Below are 19,503 nucleotides of genomic sequence, written 5' to 3'. Positions count from 1 at the left end.
AGAAAAAATCAAAACAAACCGAGAACACCGCGTTGAATGAGTTTTTTAATAAGTTCAATTGCTTATTTTCTTGAGTAAGCTTCTATCGCTAGAAGAACTGCTCAAAACCAGACCGTAAGGTCTTATAAGGTTAAGTGAATAAGGGCGCACGGTGGATGCCTTGGCACTAGGAGCCGATGAAGGACGGGACTAACACCGATATGCTTTGGGGAGCTGTAAGTAAGCTATGATCCAGAGATTTCCGAATGGGGGAACCCAACATCTTTTATAGGATGTTACGTATACGTGAATACATAGCGTATACGAGGTAGACGCAGAGAACTGAAACATCTAAGTACCTGCAGGAAGAGAAAGAAAAATCGATTCCCCAAGTAGCGGCGAGCGAAAAGGGAACAGCCCAAACCAAGATGCTTGCATCTTGGGGTTGTAGGACTCCAATATGGTAGTTCTTTCAGATAGTCGAATGACTTGGAAAAGTCAGTCAAAGAGGGTAAAAACCCCGTAGGCGAAATTTGGAAGGCACCTAGGAGGATCCTGAGTACGGCGGAACACGAGGAATTCCGTCGGAATCCGGGAGGACCATCTCCCAAGGCTAAATACTCCCTAGTGACCGATAGTGAACCAGTACCGTGAGGGAAAGGTGAAAAGCACCCCGGAAGGGGAGTGAAATAGATCCTGAAACCGTGTGCCTACAACAAGTTAGAGCCCGTTAATGGGTGATAGCGTGCCTTTTGTAGAATGAACCGGCGAGTTACGATTGCATGCGAGGTTAAGTTGAAGAGACGGAGCCGCAGCGAAAGCGAGTCTGAATAGGGCGAATGAGTATGTAGTCGTAGACCCGAAACCATGTGATCTACCCATGTCCAGGTTGAAGGTGCGGTAAAACGCACTGGAGGACCGAACCCACGTACGTTGAAAAGTGCGGGGATGAGGTGTGGGTAGCGGAGAAATTCCAAACGAACTTGGAGATAGCTGGTTCTCTCCGAAATAGCTTTAGGGCTAGCGTCGAAGTTAAGAATGATGGAGGTAGAGCACTGTTTGGACTAGGGGCCCATCTCGGGTTACCGAATTCAGATAAACTCCGAATGCCATTCATTTATATTCGGCAGTCAGACTGTGAGTGATAAGATCCATAGTCGAAAGGGAAACAGCCCAGACCACCAGCTAAGGTCCCAAAATGTATGTTAAGTGGAAAAGGATGTGGGGTTGCACAGACAACTAGGATGTTGGCTCAGAAGCAGCCACCATTTAAAGAGTGCGTAATAGCTCACTAGTCGAGTGACCCTGCGCCGAAAATGTACCGGGGCTAAACATACTACCGAAGCTGTGGAGTACACCGAAGGTGTATTGGTAGGAGAGCGTTCTAAGGGCGTTGAAGGTAGATCGTGAGGACTGCTGGAGCGCTTAGAAGTGAGAATGCCGGTATGAGTAGCGAAAGACAGGTGAGAATCCTGTCCACCGAATGACTAAGGTTTCCTGGGGAAGGCTCGTCCGCCCAGGGTTAGTCGGGACCTAAGCCGAGGCCGATAGGCGTAGGCGATGGACAACAGGTTGATATTCCTGTACCCGTTGTATTTGTTTGAGCAATGGAGGGACGCAGGAGGCTAAGAAGTGCAGACTGATGGATATGTCTGTTCAAGCAGTAAGTCTTGAGATGAGTCAAATGCTTATTTCTATAAGGACAAGCTGTGATGAGGAGGGAAATAATAGTACCGAAGCTTCTGATGTCACACTGCCGAGAAAAGCTTCTAGTGAGAAGACAACGGCCCGTACCGCAAACCGACACAGGTAGTCGAGGAGAGAATCCTAAGGTGAGCGAGAGAACTCTCGTTAAGGAACTCGGCAAAATGACCCCGTAACTTCGGGAGAAGGGGTGCTGACCGCAAGGTCAGCCGCAGTGAATAGGCCCAAGCGACTGTTTATCAAAAACACAGGTCTCTGCAAAATCGAAAGATGAAGTATAGGGGCTGACGCCTGCCCGGTGCTGGAAGGTTAAGAGGAGTGCTTAGCGTAAGCGAAGGTACGAATTGAAGCCCCAGTAAACGGCGGCCGTAACTATAACGGTCCTAAGGTAGCGAAATTCCTTGTCGGGTAAGTTCCGACCCGCACGAAAGGCGTAACGATTTGGGCACTGTCTCAACGAGAGACTCGGTGAAATTTTAGTACCTGTGAAGATGCAGGTTACCCGCGACAGGACGGAAAGACCCCATGGAGCTTTACTGTAGTTTGATATTGAGTGTCTGTACCACATGTACAGGATAGGTAGGAGCCGTAGAGATCGGGACGCTAGTTTCGAAGGAGGCAATGGTGGGATACTACCCTTGTGTTATGGCCACTCTAACCCGCACCACTAATCGTGGTGGGAGACAGTGTCAGATGGGCAGTTTGACTGGGGCGGTCGCCTCCTAAAAGGTAACGGAGGCGCCCAAAGGTTCCCTCAGAATGGTTGGAAATCATTCGCAGAGTGTAAAGGCAGAAGGGAGCTTGACTGCGAGACTTACAAGTCGAGCAGGGACGAAAGTCGGGCTTAGTGATCCGGTGGTTCCGCATGGAAGGGCCATCGCTCAACGGATAAAAGCTACCCTGGGGATAACAGGCTTATCTCCCCCAAGAGTCCACATCGACGGGGAGGTTTGGCACCTCGATGTCGGCTCGTCGCATCCTGGGGCTGTAGTCGGTCCCAAGGGTTGGGCTGTTCGCCCATTAAAGCGGCACGCGAGCTGGGTTCAGAACGTCGTGAGACAGTTCGGTCCCTATCCGTCGCGGGCGTTGGAAATTTGAGAGGAGCTGTCCTTAGTACGAGAGGACCGGGATGGACTTACCGCTGGTGTACCAGTTGTCTCGCCAGAGGCATCGCTGGGTAGCTATGTAGGGAAGGGATAAACGCTGAAAGCATCTAAGTGTGAAGCCCACCTCAAGATGAGATTTCCCATTTCTTAAAGAAAGTAAGATCCCTGAGAGAAGATCAGGTAGATAGGTCAGGAGTGGAAGTACAGTGATGTATGGAGCGGACTGATACTAATCGATCGAGGGCTTAACCAAAGTAAAAGAAAACTCGGAAGAGTTTTGAAAAACTTCAAGATCCAGTTTTGAGTGAATGAAATTCACTTAATTAAATAGTGTGGTGGCGATAGCGAGAAGGATACACCTGTAACCATGCCGAACACAGAAGTTAAGCTTCTTAGCGCCGATTGTAGTGAAGGGTTTCCCTTTGTGAGAGTAGGACGTCGCCACGCGAACTTATGGGGGTTTAGCTCAGCTGGGAGAGCATCTGCCTTACAAGCAGAGGGTCAGCGGTTCGAACCCGTTAACCCCCATATGAGCCGTTAGCTCAGTTGGTAGAGCATCTGACTTTTAATCAGAGGGTCACAGGTTCGAGCCCTGTACGGCTCATAAGAAATATGCGGGTGTGGCGGAATTGGCAGACGCACCAGATTTAGGATCTGGCGCCTTACGGCGTGGGGGTTCAAGTCCCTTCACCCGCATAAAAGGCCGGCTTAGCTCAGTTGGTAGAGCATCTGATTTGTAATCAGAGGGTCGAGGGTTCAAGTCCTTTAGCCGGCATCAAAACCATGCGGAAATAGCTCAGTGGTAGAGCACCACCTTGCCAAGGTGGGGGTCGCGGGTTCGAACCCCGTTTTCCGCTTTACTTTAAAAAGTAAAAAAGCCGGGGTGGCGGAACTGGCAGACGCACAGGACTTAAAATCCTGCGGTGAGTGATCACCGTACCGGTTCGATTCCGGTCCTCGGCATTAGAAAGATGCGCCCATAGCTCAACTGGATAGAGTGTTTGACTACGGATCAAAAGGTTAGGGGTTCGACTCCTCTTGGGCGCGTAGTCTTTTTATTTTTTATCGGGAAGTAGCTCAGCTTGGTAGAGCACTTGGTTTGGGACCAAGGGGTCGCAGGTTCGAATCCTGTCTTCCCGATTTTTTTATTTTAGGCTTTATTTCTAAATGAATTTAAGCTATAATGTTGTCAGACTTAATTTAATATTTATGCGCCCATAGCTCAACTGGATAGAGTGTTTGACTACGGATCAAAAGGTTAGGGGTTCGACTCCTCTTGGGCGCGTCTTAACGAAATCATATTAAGGATTTCGTTTTTTTGTATATCAAAATAGTTCTATCAAGGACAAAATTTTATTAGCTACGATAAAAAAATTATATGATTTTGTTTTAAAAAATAGACAAGCTAGTAAATTATTCAGTGAATTGTAAGGAAAAATAGTATGTGATTAGTTCAAATTAATGTATGAATATTCATTGTGTTAGATTTTTTACTTTTGTGAAAGTTGCGGTAAAATAGAGAAGTAACTTTTATTTCCTATAAAAAAGTTACGAAGCAGTTCGTGTGTACGTGTTTTATTTTTTCTTCCGCTAATTCTTAAAGGAATGTTGTGATTCAGTCATGTTCCTTTAATTATCCAGCTAAGTTGGGTATAATTAAGGTCAGAATTAGTCAAGGGAGGGAAATCGCATTATGAGTCGTCACAACACTTCTGATTTAATTGAAGCTTATTTGAAAAAAATTTTGGAAGATAGCGAAATGATTGAAATCCGTCGCACCGAGATGGCTGATTTATTCAACTGTGTACCATCCCAAATTAATTATGTCATTAATACGCGTTTCACAATTCAACGGGGCTATGTTGTTGAAAGTAAGCGCGGTGGCGGTGGCTATATTAGAATTGAAAAAATCAAAATTTCTGACAATCATCGCTTTTTAGAGCAAGTAGATCAACTTTTTGTCGATACACTGGGAGAAAAAGATGCTTTAGCCATTATTCAAAAGCTATACGAAGAAGATATTTTAACCAAAACAGAAGGTAATTTAATTTTAGCGGCTTTGGCTAAAAGTACGCTGGGACGTTTTAAAAATGAAAATGAAATTCGAGCTGGCATGTTACATGCAGTGCTAGAGCGATTAAGTTATGAGGATAGGAAGTGAGTCAGATGGATGAATTATTTACAGAAAAAGCCAAGGCGGTCTTGACGATTGCCCAAGAAGAAGCAAAAACTTTCAAACATCAGTCAGTCGGTTCAGAACATCTACTGTTGGCTTTGATTATTGAACAAGATGGTATTGCTGGAAAAGTGTTACGGGAAATGAGCGTTACTGAAACAGATGTTAGAGAAGAAATTGAGCATTTAACTGGCTATGGCACGATGAAATCTTATCCGGCTGGAGTTTACTTACCGTATTCACCACGGGCAAAACAAATTTTTGCCTATGCAGGTGACGAAGCAAAACGCTTAGGCGCTCCGAATATTGGCACAGAGCATTTACTACTGGGACTTTTACGCGATGATGAAATTCTTGCTTCTCGCATCATGGTCAACCTTGGTTTGAGCTTAGCTAGAATGCGCCAACTTTTGAAAAAGAAAATGGGCGTAAGTGAAAGCAAGGCACCCAATAACGGGTTAGGAGGACGCCGCAGACAAGCGCCTCAGGGTACAAAAGGCATGCAGCAAGGTACGCCGACGCTAGACGGCTTAGCTCGGGATTTAACGAAGCTTGCCAGAGAAAACCGCCTCGATCCCGTGGTAGGCCGCAGTAAAGAAGTAAAACGTCTGATTCAAATCCTCTCGCGCAGAACGAAAAATAATCCTGTTTTAGTGGGGGAACCTGGTGTTGGGAAAACAGCTATTGCAGAAGGTTTAGCGCAACAGATTGTACGGGGCGAAGTTCCGGAAGATATGCAGCAAAAACGTTTGATGATGCTGGATATGGGTTCTCTTGTAGCGGGTACGAAATATCGTGGTGAATTTGAAGACCGGATGAAAAAAATCATTGATGAAATTTATCATGACGGGCAAATTATCTTATTCATCGACGAGCTGCATACTTTGATTGGTGCCGGCGGAGCTGAAGGGGCCATTGATGCTTCCAATATTTTGAAACCGGCTTTAGCTCGTGGCGAGTTACAAACAATTGGTGCCACCACGCTAGATGAATATCAAAAGTATATTGAAAAAGATTCTGCATTGGAACGTCGTTTTGCTCGTGTGCAAGTCGATGAGCCAACGCCAGAAGAGGCCGAAGAGATCTTAAGAGGCTTGCGTCCTCGTTACGAAGAACATCATGGTGTTGAAATCTCTGATGAAGCATTACATGCGGCTGTCCAGTTGTCTGTTCGCTATATCAATTCGCGGCAGTTACCAGATAAGGCAATTGATTTAATGGATGAGTCTTCAGCAAAAGTACGTTTGGATAAAGCAGATGAACCTTCTGAAATTATCGGTTTGCAAGAAGACATTGCAAATCTGATGAGTGAAAAAGAAGAAGCAATTCAAAATCAAAACTTTGAAGCGGCAGCTCGTTTACGCCAAAAAGAGAAAAAGTTAAGTCAACGTTTGGCAGAATTAGCCTTTGCGGAAACAAAAGAAGCCTCTGGTTTTGCTGACCGTGTGACAGCAGAAGATGTCGCAACTGTCGTTTCTCAGTGGACAGGTGTACCGTTGCAACAAATGGAGAAAAAAGAAAGCGAACGCCTCCTAGATTTAGAAAAAATTCTCCATCAACGGGTAGTGGGCCAAGAAGAAGCAGTTAAAGCTGTCGCGCGTTCGATTCGTCGCGCTAGAAGTGGCTTGAAAGATCCAAATCGTCCAATTGGTTCCTTCATGTTTTTAGGACCAACTGGTGTTGGGAAAACCGAATTGGCCAAAACGCTAGCAGAAGCGATGTTTGGCAGTGAAGATGCACTGATTCGCGTAGACATGTCAGAGTTTATGGAAAAATACAGTACGAGCCGTCTGATTGGTTCTCCTCCAGGTTATGTCGGGTATGACGAAGGTGGACAATTAACAGAGAAGGTTCGTTCTAAACCATATTCTGTTATCTTGTTGGATGAAGTTGAAAAAGCGCATCCAGATGTCTTTAATATTTTATTACAAGTATTAGACGATGGGCATTTGACCGACTCAAAAGGACGTAAAGTTGATTTTCGTAATACGATTTTGATTATGACCTCCAATATTGGGGCTACGCAAATTCGTGAAGAAAAAAATGTTGGTTTTAACGTAACGGATTTAACAAAAGATCATGGGGCTATGCAAAAACGTATTTTAGAAGAATTGAAAAAAGCTTTTCGCCCTGAATTTTTAAACCGAATTGATGAAACAGTTGTCTTCCGTTCATTAGGAGAAGCTGAAATTCAACAAATCGTGAAAATCATGAGTAAATCCATTATAAAACGCTTAGCCGAACAAGATATTCAATTGAAAATCACACCTGCTGCCAATGAAGTTATCGGTAAAGCTGGTTTTGATCCAGAATATGGCGCTCGTCCAATCAGAAGAGCACTGCAAAAAGAAGTGGAAGATCGTTTATCTGAAGCGTTATTATCTGGCCAAATTCATTTGGGGGATAATGTTACAATCGGTGCTAAAAAAGGGAAAATCACCTTAACAGTAAAAGAACCTACTGAAGGGAAAAAATTGCAAAACGTTTAAAAATGCGGCCTCCAAATGTTAGTAATTTTCTAACATTTGGGGGTTTTTGTGTTCAGTTCTCTTTTAACGATTTTTTGGCAAAGTTTTGTTTTATCCATTTTACTTTCGGGGGATAAATTACCAGACTTATTAGCGTTCTGTTGTATTTTTAAAATCCAATCAGGAAATCTTCTAAAAATAGTAGGATTTTTGATTGCTACTTCTAAAATTCCACACCCTGTGATAAGATAATTGAGTTATCAAAGGGGGAAGAAGATGATTGAATTAGTCACAACGGTAGCCTCTGTTGACCAAGCCGAAAAATTACTAGCAGCTGGTGTGGACACCATCTACTTTGGGGAAGAAACGTTTGGTTTGCGGTTACCTTATTCATTTTCACGCAAAGAACAAAGGCAATTAGTAAATTTAGCCCATGCTGCCGGGAAAAAAGCAGCAATTGCCGTCAATGGCATTATGCATCCGGAAAAAATGAAGTTAGTACCGGAGTATTTAGCTTTTGTAAAAGAAAGTGGTGCCGATCAAATTGTGGTGGGAGATCCTGGTGTCGTCTATGTGATGACGCAAAATGAAAACTTGGCGACGCCTTTTATATATGATGGGGAAACCTTAGTGACCAGTGCGCGTCAAATTAATTTTTGGAGTAAAAAAGGTGCTGTTGGGGCTGTTTTAGCCAGAGAAGTGCCTTTTGCGGAAATGGTAGAAATGGCGCCACAATTAACGGTACCGGCGGAAGTTTTAGTTTACGGTGCAACCTGTATCCATCAATCAAAACGGCCACTTTTACAAAATTATTATAATTATACGCAGCAAGATGAGCGTACAAGTCGTGAACGCGATTTGTTCTTATCGGAACCAAAAAAACCAGAAACCCATTACTCAATCTTTGAAGATAGTCATGGGACGCATATTTTTGCTGATAATGATTTGGATTTGATGAAAGAAGTAGGACAGTTGGCCCAAACTGGTTTTACAACGTGGAAACTGGATGGATTGTTTACCGATGAAGCCAATTTTGTTGCCATTGCCGAATTATTTGTGGCCGCTAAGGCAGCCATCTTAGCTGGGACGTGGGACGAAGCACAAGCTGCAGCATTAGATGAAAAACTGCAGACCTTGCATCCTGAAAAGCGCGGATTAGACACTGGTTTTTATTATTTAGATCCAAAAGCGATTCGCTAAAAAGCAAGCGAAACTATTTACGATAAATGAAGTAAAAAAGGCCAGAAAGTTCAACAATAAGTAAAACCAGTGATAAGCAAAATGGCTTACACTGTTTTTGCCTTATTGCTCACTTTCTAAGCGAGCCTTTTTCACATCTAAAGCAGGAGTGACAAAAAGACATGACAAAGAGAGTCTTGAAGCGGCCGGAGGTTTTGGCTCCGGCGGGAACTTTGGAAAAATTGAAAACGGCGATTCATTATGGCGCCGATGCTGTTTATATTGGCGGGAACGCGTATGGTTTGCGAAGCCGCGCGGGGAATTTTAGTTATGAAGAAATGGCAGAAGGTGTAGCTTTTGCTAAAGAACACAATGCCAAAGTATACGTAGCGGCCAATATGGTTACCCATGAAGGGAATCAAGAAGGTGCGGGAGAATTTTTCCGCGAGTTGCGGGATGTCGGAATTAGTGCGGTGATCGTGTCTGATCCGGCATTGATTGAAATTTGTGCAACAGAAGCGCCGGGTCTTCCGATTCACCTTTCAACGCAAGCCTCTGCCACAAATTTTGAGACATTGGAATTTTGGAAAAATGAAGGCTTAGAGCGGGTCGTTTTAGCACGGGAAGTTTCAATGGCAGAAGTTGCTGAAATTCGCAAAAATACTGAAATTGAGATTGAAGCCTTTATTCACGGGGCAATGTGTATTTCATATTCAGGCCGGTGTACATTATCGAACCATATGTCCATGCGGGATGCCAATCGCGGCGGCTGTTCACAATCTTGTCGCTGGAAATATGAATTATACGATATGCCCTTTGGTACAGAGCAACACCGCAGTTTAACGGATAAAGGAAATGTAAATGAAGAATTTTCCATGAGTGCTGTCGATATGACGATGATTGAGCACATTCCAGATTTAATTGAAAACGGCGTGGATAGTTTAAAAATTGAAGGGCGCATGAAATCTATTCACTATGTTTCCACCGTTTCAAACGTGTACAAAGCGGCGGTGGACAGCTATATTGCAGATCCAGAAAATTATGTTTGCAAACAAGAGTGGATCGACGAACTATGGAAAGTGGCACAACGAGAGCTTGCAACGGGTTTTTATTACCATACACCAACGGAAAATGAACAGCTCTTTGGCCCAAGACGTAAAATTCCGCAATATCAGTTTGTCGGCGAAGTCATGGCCTATGATCCTACAACAAAAATTGCTACGATTCGCCAACGAAATCACTTTTCTGTCGGGGATGAAATTGAATTTTATTCACCAGGCTTTAAACATTTTGAACAATCAGTGGCATGGATGAAAAATGATGAAGGGGAAATGATCGACCGGGCCCCAAATCCGATGATGATTTTAACGATGCCTGTTGCCCAAGCTGTTGCGGTGGGGGATATGATTCGTAAGAAGAAGGATTAGGAAATAGGATAAAAGACAAGGCAGGTTATTTTGCTTGGCGGGAAAAATATCAGAAGCTTGACTTTGGTGTATTTTCCGCAAAGCAAAATTTCAGCTTATTGTGAATAAAACTAGTTCAACAATAGAAAAACTCCAGTCTAAATGGATGACTGTCACTAAGGTAGCTTTGATTGCTAACCTAAATGAGATAGCCGACCATGAATTAGACAGGAGTTTTTTGTTCAATAGATTGGGTGCAGGTTAATTTGTTGCGACTTTATTTATTCATGCAATTCCAGCGGCAAGCCGTCAGGATCGAAGAAGAAAGTCATTTTTTCGTTTGTGAACGTGTCTCGCCGAATTTCTTCACATCTTACCCCCTGTTCTTTTAAGTAGGCGACTTCGGCTTCAATATTGGTAGTTTTGAAGGCTAAGTGGCGTAGTCCGCAAGCCTCAGGAAAACTTGGTCGTTTGGGCGGATGAGTTGCGGCAAAGATTTCCAGTTGGCAATTATCTAATTGCAAATCGAGTTTCGTATCATTTTTTTCGGGCCGATAATGTTCTCTAATGATCGGTAGTCCCAGAATGTCCACATAAAAGTGTTTGGCGCTAGCGAGGTTGGAAACGATAATGGCAACATGATGAATTTGGGTAAATTTTAGCGGCATGATTTTGCTCCTTTATACGAAAATAACTATTACGCAAAAATTACTGGTTATATCCACGTAATCTTTAAGTAAGTTTAGCCTATAAACAGCCTACTAGCTTATCATTTTTCTTTCAAGTACAATACAGGTATTGGAAAAATTATGGGAATCCTAGTGTGTCTGAAAATGTAGTAGGCTTCAGATTTTAGCAAATTTTTTGAATGAAGACTAAAACGTGACTGATAGGACAAAGGTCAAATTATCTGTCGTTGAAATTTTCAGACGTATTCTAAAAGGATAAAGGGGAGAATTACGTGAAAAGTTATGATTATATTGTCATCGGTGGCGGTAGCGGCGGGATTGCATCGGCAAATAGAGCGGGGCTGCACGGACAAAAAGTTTTGCTAATTGAAGGCAAAGCTTTAGGCGGAACGTGTGTAAATGTTGGTTGTGTACCGAAAAAAGTAATGTGGCAGGCTAGTGAAATGCTGGAAATGATTCGCCGCGATGCACCAAGTTACGGTATTACAGCAGATATCAAAGCGTTTGATTTTACAGAATTGGTGACGCGCCGAGAAAAATATATTTCCTTTTTACACGGGGCTTACCAAAGAGGTTTAGACAGTAATAAAGTTGATGTAGTAACGGGCTACGGAAAATTTGTCGACTCCCAGACGGTAGTGGTTGGCGATGAAAAATTTACAGCCCCTCATATTTTGATTGCGACTGGGGGAAGACCGAGCCATATGAATATCCCCGGGGGAGAATATGCAATGGATTCAGACGACTTTTTTGCCATGACGAAAAAGCCGGAGAGTATGCTGGTCTTGGGAGCAGGCTACATTGCAGCAGAGCTTTCTGGTATGGCACAACAAATGGGCATTAAAACCATGTGGGCTTATCGGCAAGGGCGTCCGTTACGAACTTTTGATCCGATGTTAAGTGATAATTTAGTGGAAATGTACCAAGAAGCAGGCTTGTCTTTGTATCCTGAGTACGTTGCAACTGAAATTATTAAAAATGATGACGATACTTTTACAGTGACGTTTGAAAACGGGGCAAAGTTACAGGCTGAAAAAGTTCTCTTTGCCGGCGGACGTTTACCAAATACACAAAATCTTGATTTAGAAAAAATCGGGGTGAAATTAGACCAGCGTGGGTTTATCGCGGTGGATGAATTCCAAAATACTTCGGTGCCGGGTGTTTATGCGGTAGGCGATATTATCGGGAAAGTTGATTTAACCCCAGTTGCGATTGCTGCCGGACGGCGTTTATCTGAGCGCTTATTTAATGGCAAAAAAGATCTGCATTTGGATTATGATCTGATTCCAACGGTGATCTTCACCCATCCGCCGATTGCGACAATCGGGCTGACAGAAGAACAAGCCTATGAAAAATATCAAGCTGAAAAAGTAAAAGTTTACCGTTCCCGCTTTACCCCGATGTATTTTGCCTTAAATGATTATCGGCAAAAATGCGAAATGAAATTGATTTGTGTGGGAGAAGAAGAACGAATCGTCGGCTTGCACGCGATTGGTATCGGTGTGGATGAAATGTTACAAGGTTTTGCGGTTGCCATCAAAATGGGGGCGACAAAAGCAGATTTCGACAATACGGTTGCGATTCACCCAACCGGAGCCGAGGAATTTGTCACAATGCGTTAAAATAAAGTACGACCTTTTAAATTTGCTTAAAAGGTCGTACTTTTTTAGTGCTGATCATAAATTTTTTGAAAAATTTGGGGGTGAAAAAGAGAATTGTCCTCTCGTTTTAAAAAGAAATTCGCTTGGAGAACAAAGCGAAATTTTGGGAGCACCAAGTAATAACACGCAACATCAACGCTATAAGCGTTGTGTTTTCTAGTCATTCCCTAAGTTTCCGCCTTAATGCTAGAGGGCTAAACAAGTTCGTAAAGCTTTTTTTAATCTAGCTTTTCGCACTAGCCCTCTGCGACATTAAGGTAAAATCTGGCGAAATTTGAAGAGCAATTTAGCCAGTTTCCGCCTTAATGCTAGAGGTCTAAACGAGTTCGCAAAGCTTTTTTTAATAGCGGAACTTTTCTTCTAGTAGGTCCAATAAAAGGAATAATATGCCGCCTAATAATGCGATACAAAAAATGCCGGCAAACATTTCGGAGTAGGCCATTTTGGTCCATGCGCTTAAAATCAAATAGCCTAGGCCGTATTCTGTGGCGTAATTTTCGGCAAAGAATAAGGACGCTAAGGCAATGCCGATACTGACCCGTAAGCTGGTTAAGAGGCTTGGGATTAAGGCGGGCAAAATCAAATAATAAATCCGCTGTAAAAAATTTGCATGAAAGTTCGTCATTGTCTTTTGGAAGTTGGCTGGAATTTGGTGAACGCCATCGCGAATGGAGACGATTACCTGCAGTAAAATAATCGCAAAGAGCAAGAGTACCTTCGAAAAATTCCCCAAGCCCCAAAACAGCATGAAAATCGGCAAGAAAGCAACTTTTGGTAGCGGGTATAAAAAATAGATGAAAGGAGCTAAGATGCGATTGGCTCCTTTAGATAAGCCCAATACAATCCCCATAGGAACACCGACTAAAAGGGCCAACGCTAAAGCAGTCAACACCCGTAAAAAACTCGCACCACTGTGAAGCAGCAGCATTTTTTTCAAGGCCCAAAAAGTCGGCCAAGTAGCAAGGGGCGTTGGGATGGCGTGATTTTTCGTAATTAGGGCTAATAGTTGCCACAACAAAAGATACATAATTCCACCCAGCAGCAGTTGACTTACGTGTTGTCGTAATGTTTTCATTGTCGCACCTCTGCTCTTAAAGCAATGCAAAATTCATAAAAGGCCAAACTTTCCCGTCGATTTTTAGTGGTAGCGGTAAATGTTGGGTTATCTATGACGATGAGTTGGGCATCTTTGACAATTAAAATAGTTTCACCCAAAAAGGCAGCTTCTTCAATATCGTGGGTTACGACTAAAAGACTGTTTTGGCGTCTTTGTTGTTGGGCGATGAGTAAATCTTGAATTTTTTCTTTACTTTGGGAGTCCAAAGAAGAAGTGGGTTCATCCAGTAATAGAAATTGCGGGTTAAGGGCCAAGCCTTGTGCAATGGCAACCCGTTGTAGTTGTCCGCCGCTTAAAGCTTTCGGCCGTTTATCTTTTAAGTCGGTAAGTTGCAACTCCCTTAAAAGCTGTGTTACTTGTTGGTTGCGTTTGTCCTTTTTTTCGTGGGCTAATTTTAAGGGTAAGTTTACGGCAGCGGCAACAGTTAACCAAGGAAAAATTTGATTATTTTGAAAGACGGTCATAATCGTGTCTTCATCTTTTGTAAGGGTGCCGTCAGTGGGGGCTAAAAAACCTTGCAACAGCTGCAATAAAGTGGTTTTACCGCTGCCAGAAGGGCCAATGACTGCATAGCGGTGATAATTTTTAAAACGATAATTTAGGTTTGTGAAAATAGTTTGTTTTCCATAATGGAAGGAAACATTATTTAAGGTAATAGGCATGCTATAGGTATCCTTTTCTAAGTAGTTTGTGCATCTTTTTTCAAACCTTGTGTTATACTAATGGAGGTTTTCAATGAAAGACAGCTTTTAAGGAGAGAAAAAAATGTTTACAACTTTAGTGTTTCACGAAATCCGGCCACTTGCTGAGATAAAAGCAGGGATGCGCCCGATTCAAGTAGCAGATGGCTACGCCGATTCACTGCCGTTGCCTTTATACAATGATTTAGACAGTTTTACAGCCCAAATCGATTACTTAATCGCACAGCAGTATCATTTTTTAACATTGGCAGAAGTGGCAGCCTTTTATGCCGGAAAGTTTGATCTGCCCAAAAAAAGTATCTTGTTAACTTTTGATGATTGTTACCAATCACAACTGCGCTATGCTTATCCTATTTTACAACAACGCAAACTGACGGCGGTCTCATTTGTGCCAACTGGTTGGATCTTTGCAACGCCTAGTTTATATGCGCCGGAAGTTTCTCGTCCGGTGAGTTTCCCAGAACTATTGGGCATGGCAGATGTTTTTACTTATGCCAATCATACCCATCATTTTCACCAACGTAAAGGGACAACTGCTTCTAGAGCGATGTGGGAAAGTGAAACTGATTTTATTTTAGATTTAAAGAAGTGTAATCAATTTGTACCGGTGAAGGATGTTTTTGCTTATCCATTTGGGCTCTACGATGAAGAAAACGTAGCAACTCTGGCCAAAGAGGGCTTTAAACTAGCCTTTACCACCATTAAAGGCAGAAATGAAAAAGAGACAAATCCGTTGGAATTGCGCCGCAATGTGGTGCCGGCACAATTACCTTTATCAGCATTTAAAGAAATCGTGGGGGAAAAATAATGAAAAAAATAGCGGCGAGTTTATTGGTTGTACTCAGTGTTTTAAGTTTAGCGGCTTGTGGTCAAAACAATACCCAAACAACGCCAACAACAACGACGAAGACAGCTGAAAAAGTAACTGGAAAAACAATTAATATGGGGATTTTACCAGCAGAATCGGCTATCCCGATTATTTTGGCGCAAGAAAAAGGCTTCTTCAAAGAAGCTGGAACCAATGTCGCAATTAAATCCTTTGCTTCACCAAACGATCGCAATGTTGCCGTTCAATCCAAACAGCTAGACGGCACAATTAGTGATGTTATGACCGAAGCAACCTTTAAGAAAAATGGAATCGATATGAAAATTACTTCCGGTATTTTGGAAGATTTTAAAGTGTTGGCTTCCCCCCAATCCAAAATTACGGAGATGAAGGGCTTAGCGGGAAAAAAAGTCACTTTAGTTCCTAATTTTATTTTGGAATATATCATGGACGACTTTGCTAAAAAAGACGGCTTTACTTATGAAGTTGTCAATATTCCCTCATTTTCTGCCCGCTCAGAGGCGTTATTAAATGGCCAAGTGGACGGTGCGGTTTATACTGAGCCCCAAGCCAGCATGTTGGCTAAACAAGGCGCAAAAATTTTAGGTAGTTCTAAAGAAGCGAAAATTAACGGCGGTACGTTGCAATTTACCGATGCCATTTTAAAAGAACGTCCCCAAGATATTACTGCTTTTTATCAAGGTTATAATCAAGCTATTGATTATATGAATCAACACAAAGCCAGTGAATATGCGGATATTTTAACCAAATATCAATTCCCAGAAGCTATGAGTACGTATTTGGATAAGCGGCAAAAAGATTATCCTCATGCGCAAAAAGTACCTAAAGATCAATTTGATGCCATTATCAAATGGGCCAAAGATAAAAAGCAAATTGATGAAAATTATAGTTATACTGCATTAACAGACTTTAATCATTTAACAAAATAGTCGCTGAAAATTGCTATTTTGTAGCAATTGATTAAAAAGTCCCCAAAATTTCTTCTCAGAAAAGAAATTTTGGGGCTTTTTTTTCTTGCCTATTATACAGTTGTACTATATAGTTTAACTATACAGTTTGACTATATAAAAAACAGGGAGCACTTTTATGAAAACAGATCAATTACCATTAACGGAAACGATTTTTTATCTGCTGCTGGTATTTTCCGAACCGACTTATGGTTATTTGGCGATTAAAAAAATTGAAGAATTAAGTATGGGCAACGTTCGGATTGCAGCAGGTACGATGTATGGCGCAATCGAAAATTTGTTGAAGGCCGAGATGATTATCCAAGTATCGCCAGTACAAGAGCGCAGAAAAATTTACCACATCACAGAATATGGGCGCAATATTTTGACAGATGAAGTGAATCGGATGAGGCACTGTACACAGCTTTTTGAAGAAATGGGGGAAAAATAATGAATCGCACAATTACAAAATTTCGGGTGTTTTTTTCGCTAGAAAAAGAAGAAGTCTGGCTTAACCGCAAGTTAGCACAAGGATTTCAGCTATTTGACATCACCGGCAGCGGGATTTTTTATCACTTTAAAAAAGTCAAGGATACCGACAAAGTAATTCAATTTGATTATCGTAAGTTTACAAACAAAGAGGACTTTACCGATTATCTGCAATTTATGACCGATGCTGGCTGGGAGCATATTTATGGTCGTTACGACAGTGGTACCCAGTATTTTATCAGTGATCGCAGCCAAAATTTACAATTATTTTCAGATATTTCCTCTCTGATTGAACGGGAAAAACGAATTCGCAAGGGTGTCTTTGGCTCTTTGTCTTTTCTAGTCCCAATTTATGTGGCGCTATTTATGAGCAGCACTGACCTTTCTGTGTTGTGGCACCCACAAAAAGAATTTCTAACACCAGGTCTCTGGCAGAAAACGGGAAGTGAGTTTTGGCGCGCTTTTTTCTTTGAATTACCTTTTGCTTTGATGCGGATTTTGAATCATTTGGTAGTGCCGATTATTTTCTTGTTCATTCTTGCGGTCTTCCTTAATTCTTATTGGCGCATGCAGCGGTATAAGAAATTGGTGTATTAGTGAAACATTACAGGTCCAAAAAAACGACGTTAAAGTTCAAGGACGGTCTCTTTTCATTAGAGATAGTCCTTGAATTTTTAGCGTCGTTTTTTGGTAAAAAATGCCGTCTAATTGTTCCGTTCCAATATCGTCTGGGTTAAACGTAAAAGTGTCTCTTTGGTGTTTAAGTCATTTTCGGGCAACTTGTGAATCCCTTTTAGCGCTTTATCGGTGTAATCTTTTGCGTAGGCTTTTGCTTTTGTTACGCCGCCATATTCATGGACATATTGATAAAGCTGTTCAACTTCTGTATCGGTAATTTCAGCTTTTTTTTCTAAAAGCGGTAGTAATTTTTGTGGTGCTTTTTGTAAGGCTAATAATAAAGGAAGGGAGTATACGCCTTGGCGCACGTCTTCTAGGACCGGTTTTCCGATCTCGGTGGCATTTTTAGAATAATCTAAGATGTCATCGATGATTTGAAAAGCCATGCCGATATTTTGACCGATATCACCACATTGTTTGGCAAAACGCTCCCCAGTACCACTTTCTAAAGCCCCAACAAAACAACTTAGGGAAAATAGTTCCGCCGTTTTTCCAGAAATATTTTCCAAATATTCGGCAATGGATACATCGGTCGCATAACGGGTGTCCATTTGTCCGAGTTCTCCGTTTAAAATTTTTTCCATACTACGGGAGTTGATTTGCAAGCTGCGCATGGAACCAGCGTAGTCGGCCATTAATTTAAAACAGCAGACAAAGAGAAAATCACCAGCATAAACAGCCACAGCATTGCCAAATTCAGAGCGGATAGTTTGAAGTCCGCGGCGCAAATCAGCTTCATCGACAATGTCATCGTGGACTAACGTTGCTGTGTGCAACATTTCAATTGAAGCAGCCAAAGAGACAGCTTTCTTGCGGTCTTGTTCGGGCCCAAATTGTGAAAAAAGTAATTGATAAGCAGGGCGCAATAGCTTGCCGCCGGAGTGAATCATGCTTAAAATTGCTGTTGCAACAGGTTTGTTTTTTAACTTGATAGAATCTTCCATCAGCGTCAAAGTTTGACGCAATTCAGGTTGTAAGACAGGATAGTCCTGCCACAGTGGATGTAACTTCATAAAATTCTCCTTTAGGTTTTAAAAGGTGCAGAGGGTTCTTTTCCCTTTTATTTCCAACAATTGACACAAAAGATCAGCGTATTAGCGCCAACTTTGTTTTGTTTGATGTTCATAGGCAATTTGGAATTTTTGCAATGTTTGCACCCGCTGCAATAAAAAGTTTGCAGCAATACCAATGGCAATTCCAGATAAGATACCAAAAAACGAAAGAATCGGCAGGTACAACATGACCGTCCAAGATTGGGCAATAAAAGAAGCTGTTAAAAGCTGCCCAACATTGTGCATGAAGCCGCCGGCGGCACTAATGCCGATGATGCTTATGCGTTTTGGTCCCAAAATGCGTAAGCAGGCCATCGCAAAATAGCTTAGCATAGCACCGCTCATACTATAAAGAAAGGTCGAAAGTGTGCCCCCTAATAAAGTAGTTAAAATTAGGCGCATCCAAACTAGAGTAAAGCTGTCTTTTTTGGGCATGGTGAAAAGAGAAATAATGGTAATTAAATTTGCTAAGCCCAGTTTGGCACCAGGGGCAAAGGCAAAGGGGTAGGGAATCATATTTTCAATTAAGCCAATGACTACACCTTGTGCAACCAAAAGCGCAATATAAATCATTTTTTGTGTACGACTCATTTTTTGGGACGTCTAATTAATAAATTAAATCGTCGCCGTCACCTCCTGAACTTTGGCCTTGTACCTCAATGACCAGTTTATGAGGCAAACAGACAATCGTCTCGCCATTTTTTTTGGCCCAGCCCCGCCGCACACAGACCTGATCGCCGCAATTTGCTTCTTTGATACGGATTTGATCGTCTTTTACCTCGATTAAATTATAATCTCCATCAGGATCTTCGTAACGATACGTCTCAATTTGTCCTTTAAAAAGTTTAAAGGTCTTGATCTCTTTGCCGTCAACCCGCAAAACCGCTACTTTGGTCGTAACAGGAGCATCTGTTTGCTGCAAGCCAAAAATAAGGGTCGGGATAAAAGAAGCAATAATCAAAATAATAACGATGATAAAATCCCAGGGTTTTAATTTACTGGCTTTAATAAATTCTTTTAGTTTCAAAAAGGTCACCTTTCTAAGTCTTAAAGGGTTACAAACGTGTGCTAAAAAACATTTGAATACAAAGTTAGTGTATTTTTTGCGAAAGCGTGAAAGGTCACCTTCCGCTTTTTGATCTAGCAGTTAAAACGAACTTCCTACGGCATTAAGCTAAAATTTCAAGAAATTTGAAAAACAATTTATTAAAATTTTATCTTAATGCTTGGAAGTAAACCGAGTTTTATCCGCTTTTCTTTTGTCTAGCTTCAGGTGTCAACGCTTTAAGAAAAATTCAAAAACT

The 19,503-nt window shown here is 42.0% G+C and carries 15 protein-coding genes, 9 tRNA genes and 2 rRNA genes; 20 read left to right on the top strand and 6 right to left on the bottom strand.

What is annotated here, in order from left to right:
• The first annotated feature begins 128 nt into the window (after window positions 1-128).
• The 15 genes from AC6R0T_RS13175 to AC6R0T_RS13105 all read left to right on the top strand — a co-directional run bounded on the left by AC6R0T_RS13175 (window position 129) and on the right by AC6R0T_RS13105 (window position 10,039).
• Window positions 129-3,042 (top strand): 23S ribosomal RNA (locus tag AC6R0T_RS13175).
• 78 nt (window positions 3,043-3,120) lie between these two features.
• A 5S ribosomal RNA gene (rrf, locus tag AC6R0T_RS13170) occupies window positions 3,121-3,236 on the top strand.
• A gap of 8 nt (window positions 3,237-3,244) precedes the next feature.
• Window positions 3,245-3,317 (top strand) — tRNA-Val (locus AC6R0T_RS13165).
• Between the two features lie 3 nt (window positions 3,318-3,320).
• A tRNA-Lys gene (locus tag AC6R0T_RS13160) sits at window positions 3,321-3,393 on the top strand.
• Window positions 3,394-3,403: 10 nt separating this feature from the next.
• A tRNA-Leu gene (locus tag AC6R0T_RS13155) sits at window positions 3,404-3,485 on the top strand.
• Window positions 3,486-3,491: 6 nt separating this feature from the next.
• Window positions 3,492-3,564 (top strand) — tRNA-Thr (locus AC6R0T_RS13150).
• A gap of 10 nt (window positions 3,565-3,574) precedes the next feature.
• A tRNA-Gly gene (locus AC6R0T_RS13145) sits at window positions 3,575-3,646 on the top strand.
• 20 nt (window positions 3,647-3,666) lie between these two features.
• Window positions 3,667-3,752, top strand: a tRNA-Leu gene (locus AC6R0T_RS13140).
• 10 nt (window positions 3,753-3,762) lie between these two features.
• Window positions 3,763-3,836: transfer RNA gene (locus AC6R0T_RS13135), tRNA-Arg, on the top strand.
• A gap of 19 nt (window positions 3,837-3,855) precedes the next feature.
• Window positions 3,856-3,929, top strand: a tRNA-Pro gene (locus AC6R0T_RS13130).
• A gap of 71 nt (window positions 3,930-4,000) precedes the next feature.
• Window positions 4,001-4,074: transfer RNA gene (locus AC6R0T_RS13125), tRNA-Arg, on the top strand.
• Window positions 4,075-4,482: 408 nt separating this feature from the next.
• Window positions 4,483-4,950: a CtsR family transcriptional regulator gene (locus AC6R0T_RS13120; RefSeq protein WP_206903170.1), complete on the top strand. Its 468-nt coding sequence runs from the start codon at window positions 4,483-4,485 to the stop codon at window positions 4,948-4,950.
• Between the two features lie 5 nt (window positions 4,951-4,955).
• Window positions 4,956-7,454, top strand: a complete 2,499-nt coding sequence (locus AC6R0T_RS13115; protein ID WP_206903171.1) for an ATP-dependent Clp protease ATP-binding subunit — start codon at window positions 4,956-4,958, stop codon at window positions 7,452-7,454.
• A gap of 255 nt (window positions 7,455-7,709) precedes the next feature.
• Window positions 7,710-8,633 carry a peptidase U32 family protein gene (locus AC6R0T_RS13110; protein ID WP_303754242.1) on the top strand — a complete coding sequence of 308 codons (924 nt, stop codon included), beginning with the start codon at window positions 7,710-7,712 and terminating at the stop codon, window positions 8,631-8,633.
• Between the two features lie 161 nt (window positions 8,634-8,794).
• Window positions 8,795-10,039 (top strand): peptidase U32 family protein, encoded by a 1,245-nt coding sequence (locus AC6R0T_RS13105; RefSeq protein WP_230711197.1) that lies wholly within the window; start codon window positions 8,795-8,797, stop codon window positions 10,037-10,039.
• A gap of 260 nt (window positions 10,040-10,299) precedes the next feature.
• On the opposite strand, the gene gloA2 is transcribed toward AC6R0T_RS13105, so the two are convergent.
• Window positions 10,300-10,686: an SMU1112c/YaeR family gloxylase I-like metalloprotein gene (gene gloA2, locus AC6R0T_RS13100; RefSeq protein WP_303754241.1), complete on the bottom strand. Its 387-nt coding sequence runs from the start codon at window positions 10,684-10,686 to the stop codon at window positions 10,300-10,302.
• Between the two features lie 293 nt (window positions 10,687-10,979).
• Here gloA2 and gor point away from each other — a divergent pair, with 293 nt between their 5' ends.
• On the top strand, window positions 10,980-12,329 hold the full coding sequence (gene gor, locus AC6R0T_RS13095) for a glutathione-disulfide reductase (protein WP_303754240.1): 1,350 nt from the start codon (window positions 10,980-10,982) through the stop codon (window positions 12,327-12,329).
• A gap of 379 nt (window positions 12,330-12,708) precedes the next feature.
• Here the strand turns inward: gor and AC6R0T_RS13090 are convergent, their stop codons facing one another.
• Window positions 12,709-13,443, bottom strand: coding sequence for an ABC transporter permease (locus AC6R0T_RS13090; protein WP_230711194.1), 735 nt, complete (start codon window positions 13,441-13,443; stop codon window positions 12,709-12,711).
• Complete coding sequence (locus AC6R0T_RS13085) at window positions 13,440-14,147, bottom strand: ABC transporter ATP-binding protein (protein ID WP_303754239.1); 708 nt, start codon at window positions 14,145-14,147, stop codon at window positions 13,440-13,442. The genes AC6R0T_RS13090 and AC6R0T_RS13085 overlap by 4 nt, the downstream gene beginning before the upstream one ends.
• 103 nt (window positions 14,148-14,250) lie before the next feature.
• Between AC6R0T_RS13085 and AC6R0T_RS13080 the strand changes: the two genes are divergently transcribed.
• The 4 genes from AC6R0T_RS13080 (at window position 14,251) to AC6R0T_RS13065 (ending at window position 17,066) form a co-directional block, all read left to right on the top strand.
• Window positions 14,251-14,994 (top strand): polysaccharide deacetylase family protein, encoded by a 744-nt coding sequence (locus AC6R0T_RS13080; RefSeq protein WP_303754238.1) that lies wholly within the window; start codon window positions 14,251-14,253, stop codon window positions 14,992-14,994.
• Window positions 14,994-15,962, top strand: a complete 969-nt coding sequence (locus AC6R0T_RS13075) for an ABC transporter substrate-binding protein (protein ID WP_303754237.1) — start codon at window positions 14,994-14,996, stop codon at window positions 15,960-15,962. Before AC6R0T_RS13080 ends, AC6R0T_RS13075 begins: the two co-directional genes overlap by 1 nt.
• A 157-nt stretch (window positions 15,963-16,119) precedes the next feature.
• The gene (locus AC6R0T_RS13070; RefSeq protein ID WP_303754236.1) at window positions 16,120-16,431 is read left to right on the top strand and encodes a PadR family transcriptional regulator; all 312 of its coding nucleotides are present in this window, start codon (window positions 16,120-16,122) and stop codon (window positions 16,429-16,431) included.
• Entirely contained in the window at window positions 16,431-17,066 is a 636-nt protein-coding gene (locus tag AC6R0T_RS13065; protein WP_303754235.1) for a DUF2812 domain-containing protein, read from the top strand. The genes AC6R0T_RS13070 and AC6R0T_RS13065 overlap by 1 nt, the downstream gene beginning before the upstream one ends.
• A gap of 107 nt (window positions 17,067-17,173) precedes the next feature.
• Here AC6R0T_RS13065 and AC6R0T_RS13060 read toward each other — a convergent pair whose 3' ends face one another.
• From AC6R0T_RS13060 to AC6R0T_RS13050, 3 genes are all read right to left on the bottom strand, one after another.
• Entirely contained in the window at window positions 17,174-18,160 is a 987-nt protein-coding gene (locus tag AC6R0T_RS13060) for a polyprenyl synthetase family protein (protein ID WP_303754234.1), read from the bottom strand.
• Between the two features lie 81 nt (window positions 18,161-18,241).
• The gene (locus AC6R0T_RS13055) at window positions 18,242-18,790 is read right to left on the bottom strand and encodes a Gx transporter family protein (RefSeq protein WP_206903183.1); all 549 of its coding nucleotides are present in this window, start codon (window positions 18,788-18,790) and stop codon (window positions 18,242-18,244) included.
• A 16-nt stretch (window positions 18,791-18,806) separates the two neighbouring features.
• Window positions 18,807-19,226: a NusG domain II-containing protein gene (locus tag AC6R0T_RS13050; protein WP_303754233.1), complete on the bottom strand. Its 420-nt coding sequence runs from the start codon at window positions 19,224-19,226 to the stop codon at window positions 18,807-18,809.
• Between the last annotated feature and the right edge of the window lie 277 nt (window positions 19,227-19,503).

Source organism: Enterococcus sp. S86.2 (assembly GCF_059834485.2).
This window is presented reverse-complemented; position numbering and strand designations above follow the sequence as displayed.

Bases quoted from the DNA above. Each gene is read 5' to 3' on its own strand.
- gloA2 (WP_303754241.1), bottom strand. From the start codon at position 10,686: ATGCCGCTAAAATTTACCCAAATTCATCATGTTGCCATTATCGTTTCC.
- AC6R0T_RS13060 (WP_303754234.1), bottom strand. From the start codon at position 18,160: ATGAAGTTACATCCACTGTGGCAGGACTATCCTGTCTTACAACCTGAA.
- AC6R0T_RS13110 (WP_303754242.1), top strand. From the start codon at position 7,710: ATGATTGAATTAGTCACAACGGTAGCCTCTGTTGACCAAGCCGAAAAA.
- AC6R0T_RS13075 (WP_303754237.1), top strand. From the start codon at position 14,994: ATGAAAAAAATAGCGGCGAGTTTATTGGTTGTACTCAGTGTTTTAAGT.
- AC6R0T_RS13115 (WP_206903171.1), top strand. From the start codon at position 4,956: ATGGATGAATTATTTACAGAAAAAGCCAAGGCGGTCTTGACGATTGCC.
- AC6R0T_RS13105 (WP_230711197.1), top strand. From the start codon at position 8,795: ATGACAAAGAGAGTCTTGAAGCGGCCGGAGGTTTTGGCTCCGGCGGGA.
- AC6R0T_RS13085 (WP_303754239.1), bottom strand. From the start codon at position 14,147: ATGCCTATTACCTTAAATAATGTTTCCTTCCATTATGGAAAACAAACT.
- AC6R0T_RS13090 (WP_230711194.1), bottom strand. From the start codon at position 13,443: ATGAAAACATTACGACAACACGTAAGTCAACTGCTGCTGGGTGGAATT.
- AC6R0T_RS13070 (WP_303754236.1), top strand. From the start codon at position 16,120: ATGAAAACAGATCAATTACCATTAACGGAAACGATTTTTTATCTGCTG.
- AC6R0T_RS13080 (WP_303754238.1), top strand. From the start codon at position 14,251: ATGTTTACAACTTTAGTGTTTCACGAAATCCGGCCACTTGCTGAGATA.
- AC6R0T_RS13055 (WP_206903183.1), bottom strand. From the start codon at position 18,790: ATGAGTCGTACACAAAAAATGATTTATATTGCGCTTTTGGTTGCACAA.
- AC6R0T_RS13065 (WP_303754235.1), top strand. From the start codon at position 16,431: ATGAATCGCACAATTACAAAATTTCGGGTGTTTTTTTCGCTAGAAAAA.
- AC6R0T_RS13120 (WP_206903170.1), top strand. From the start codon at position 4,483: ATGAGTCGTCACAACACTTCTGATTTAATTGAAGCTTATTTGAAAAAA.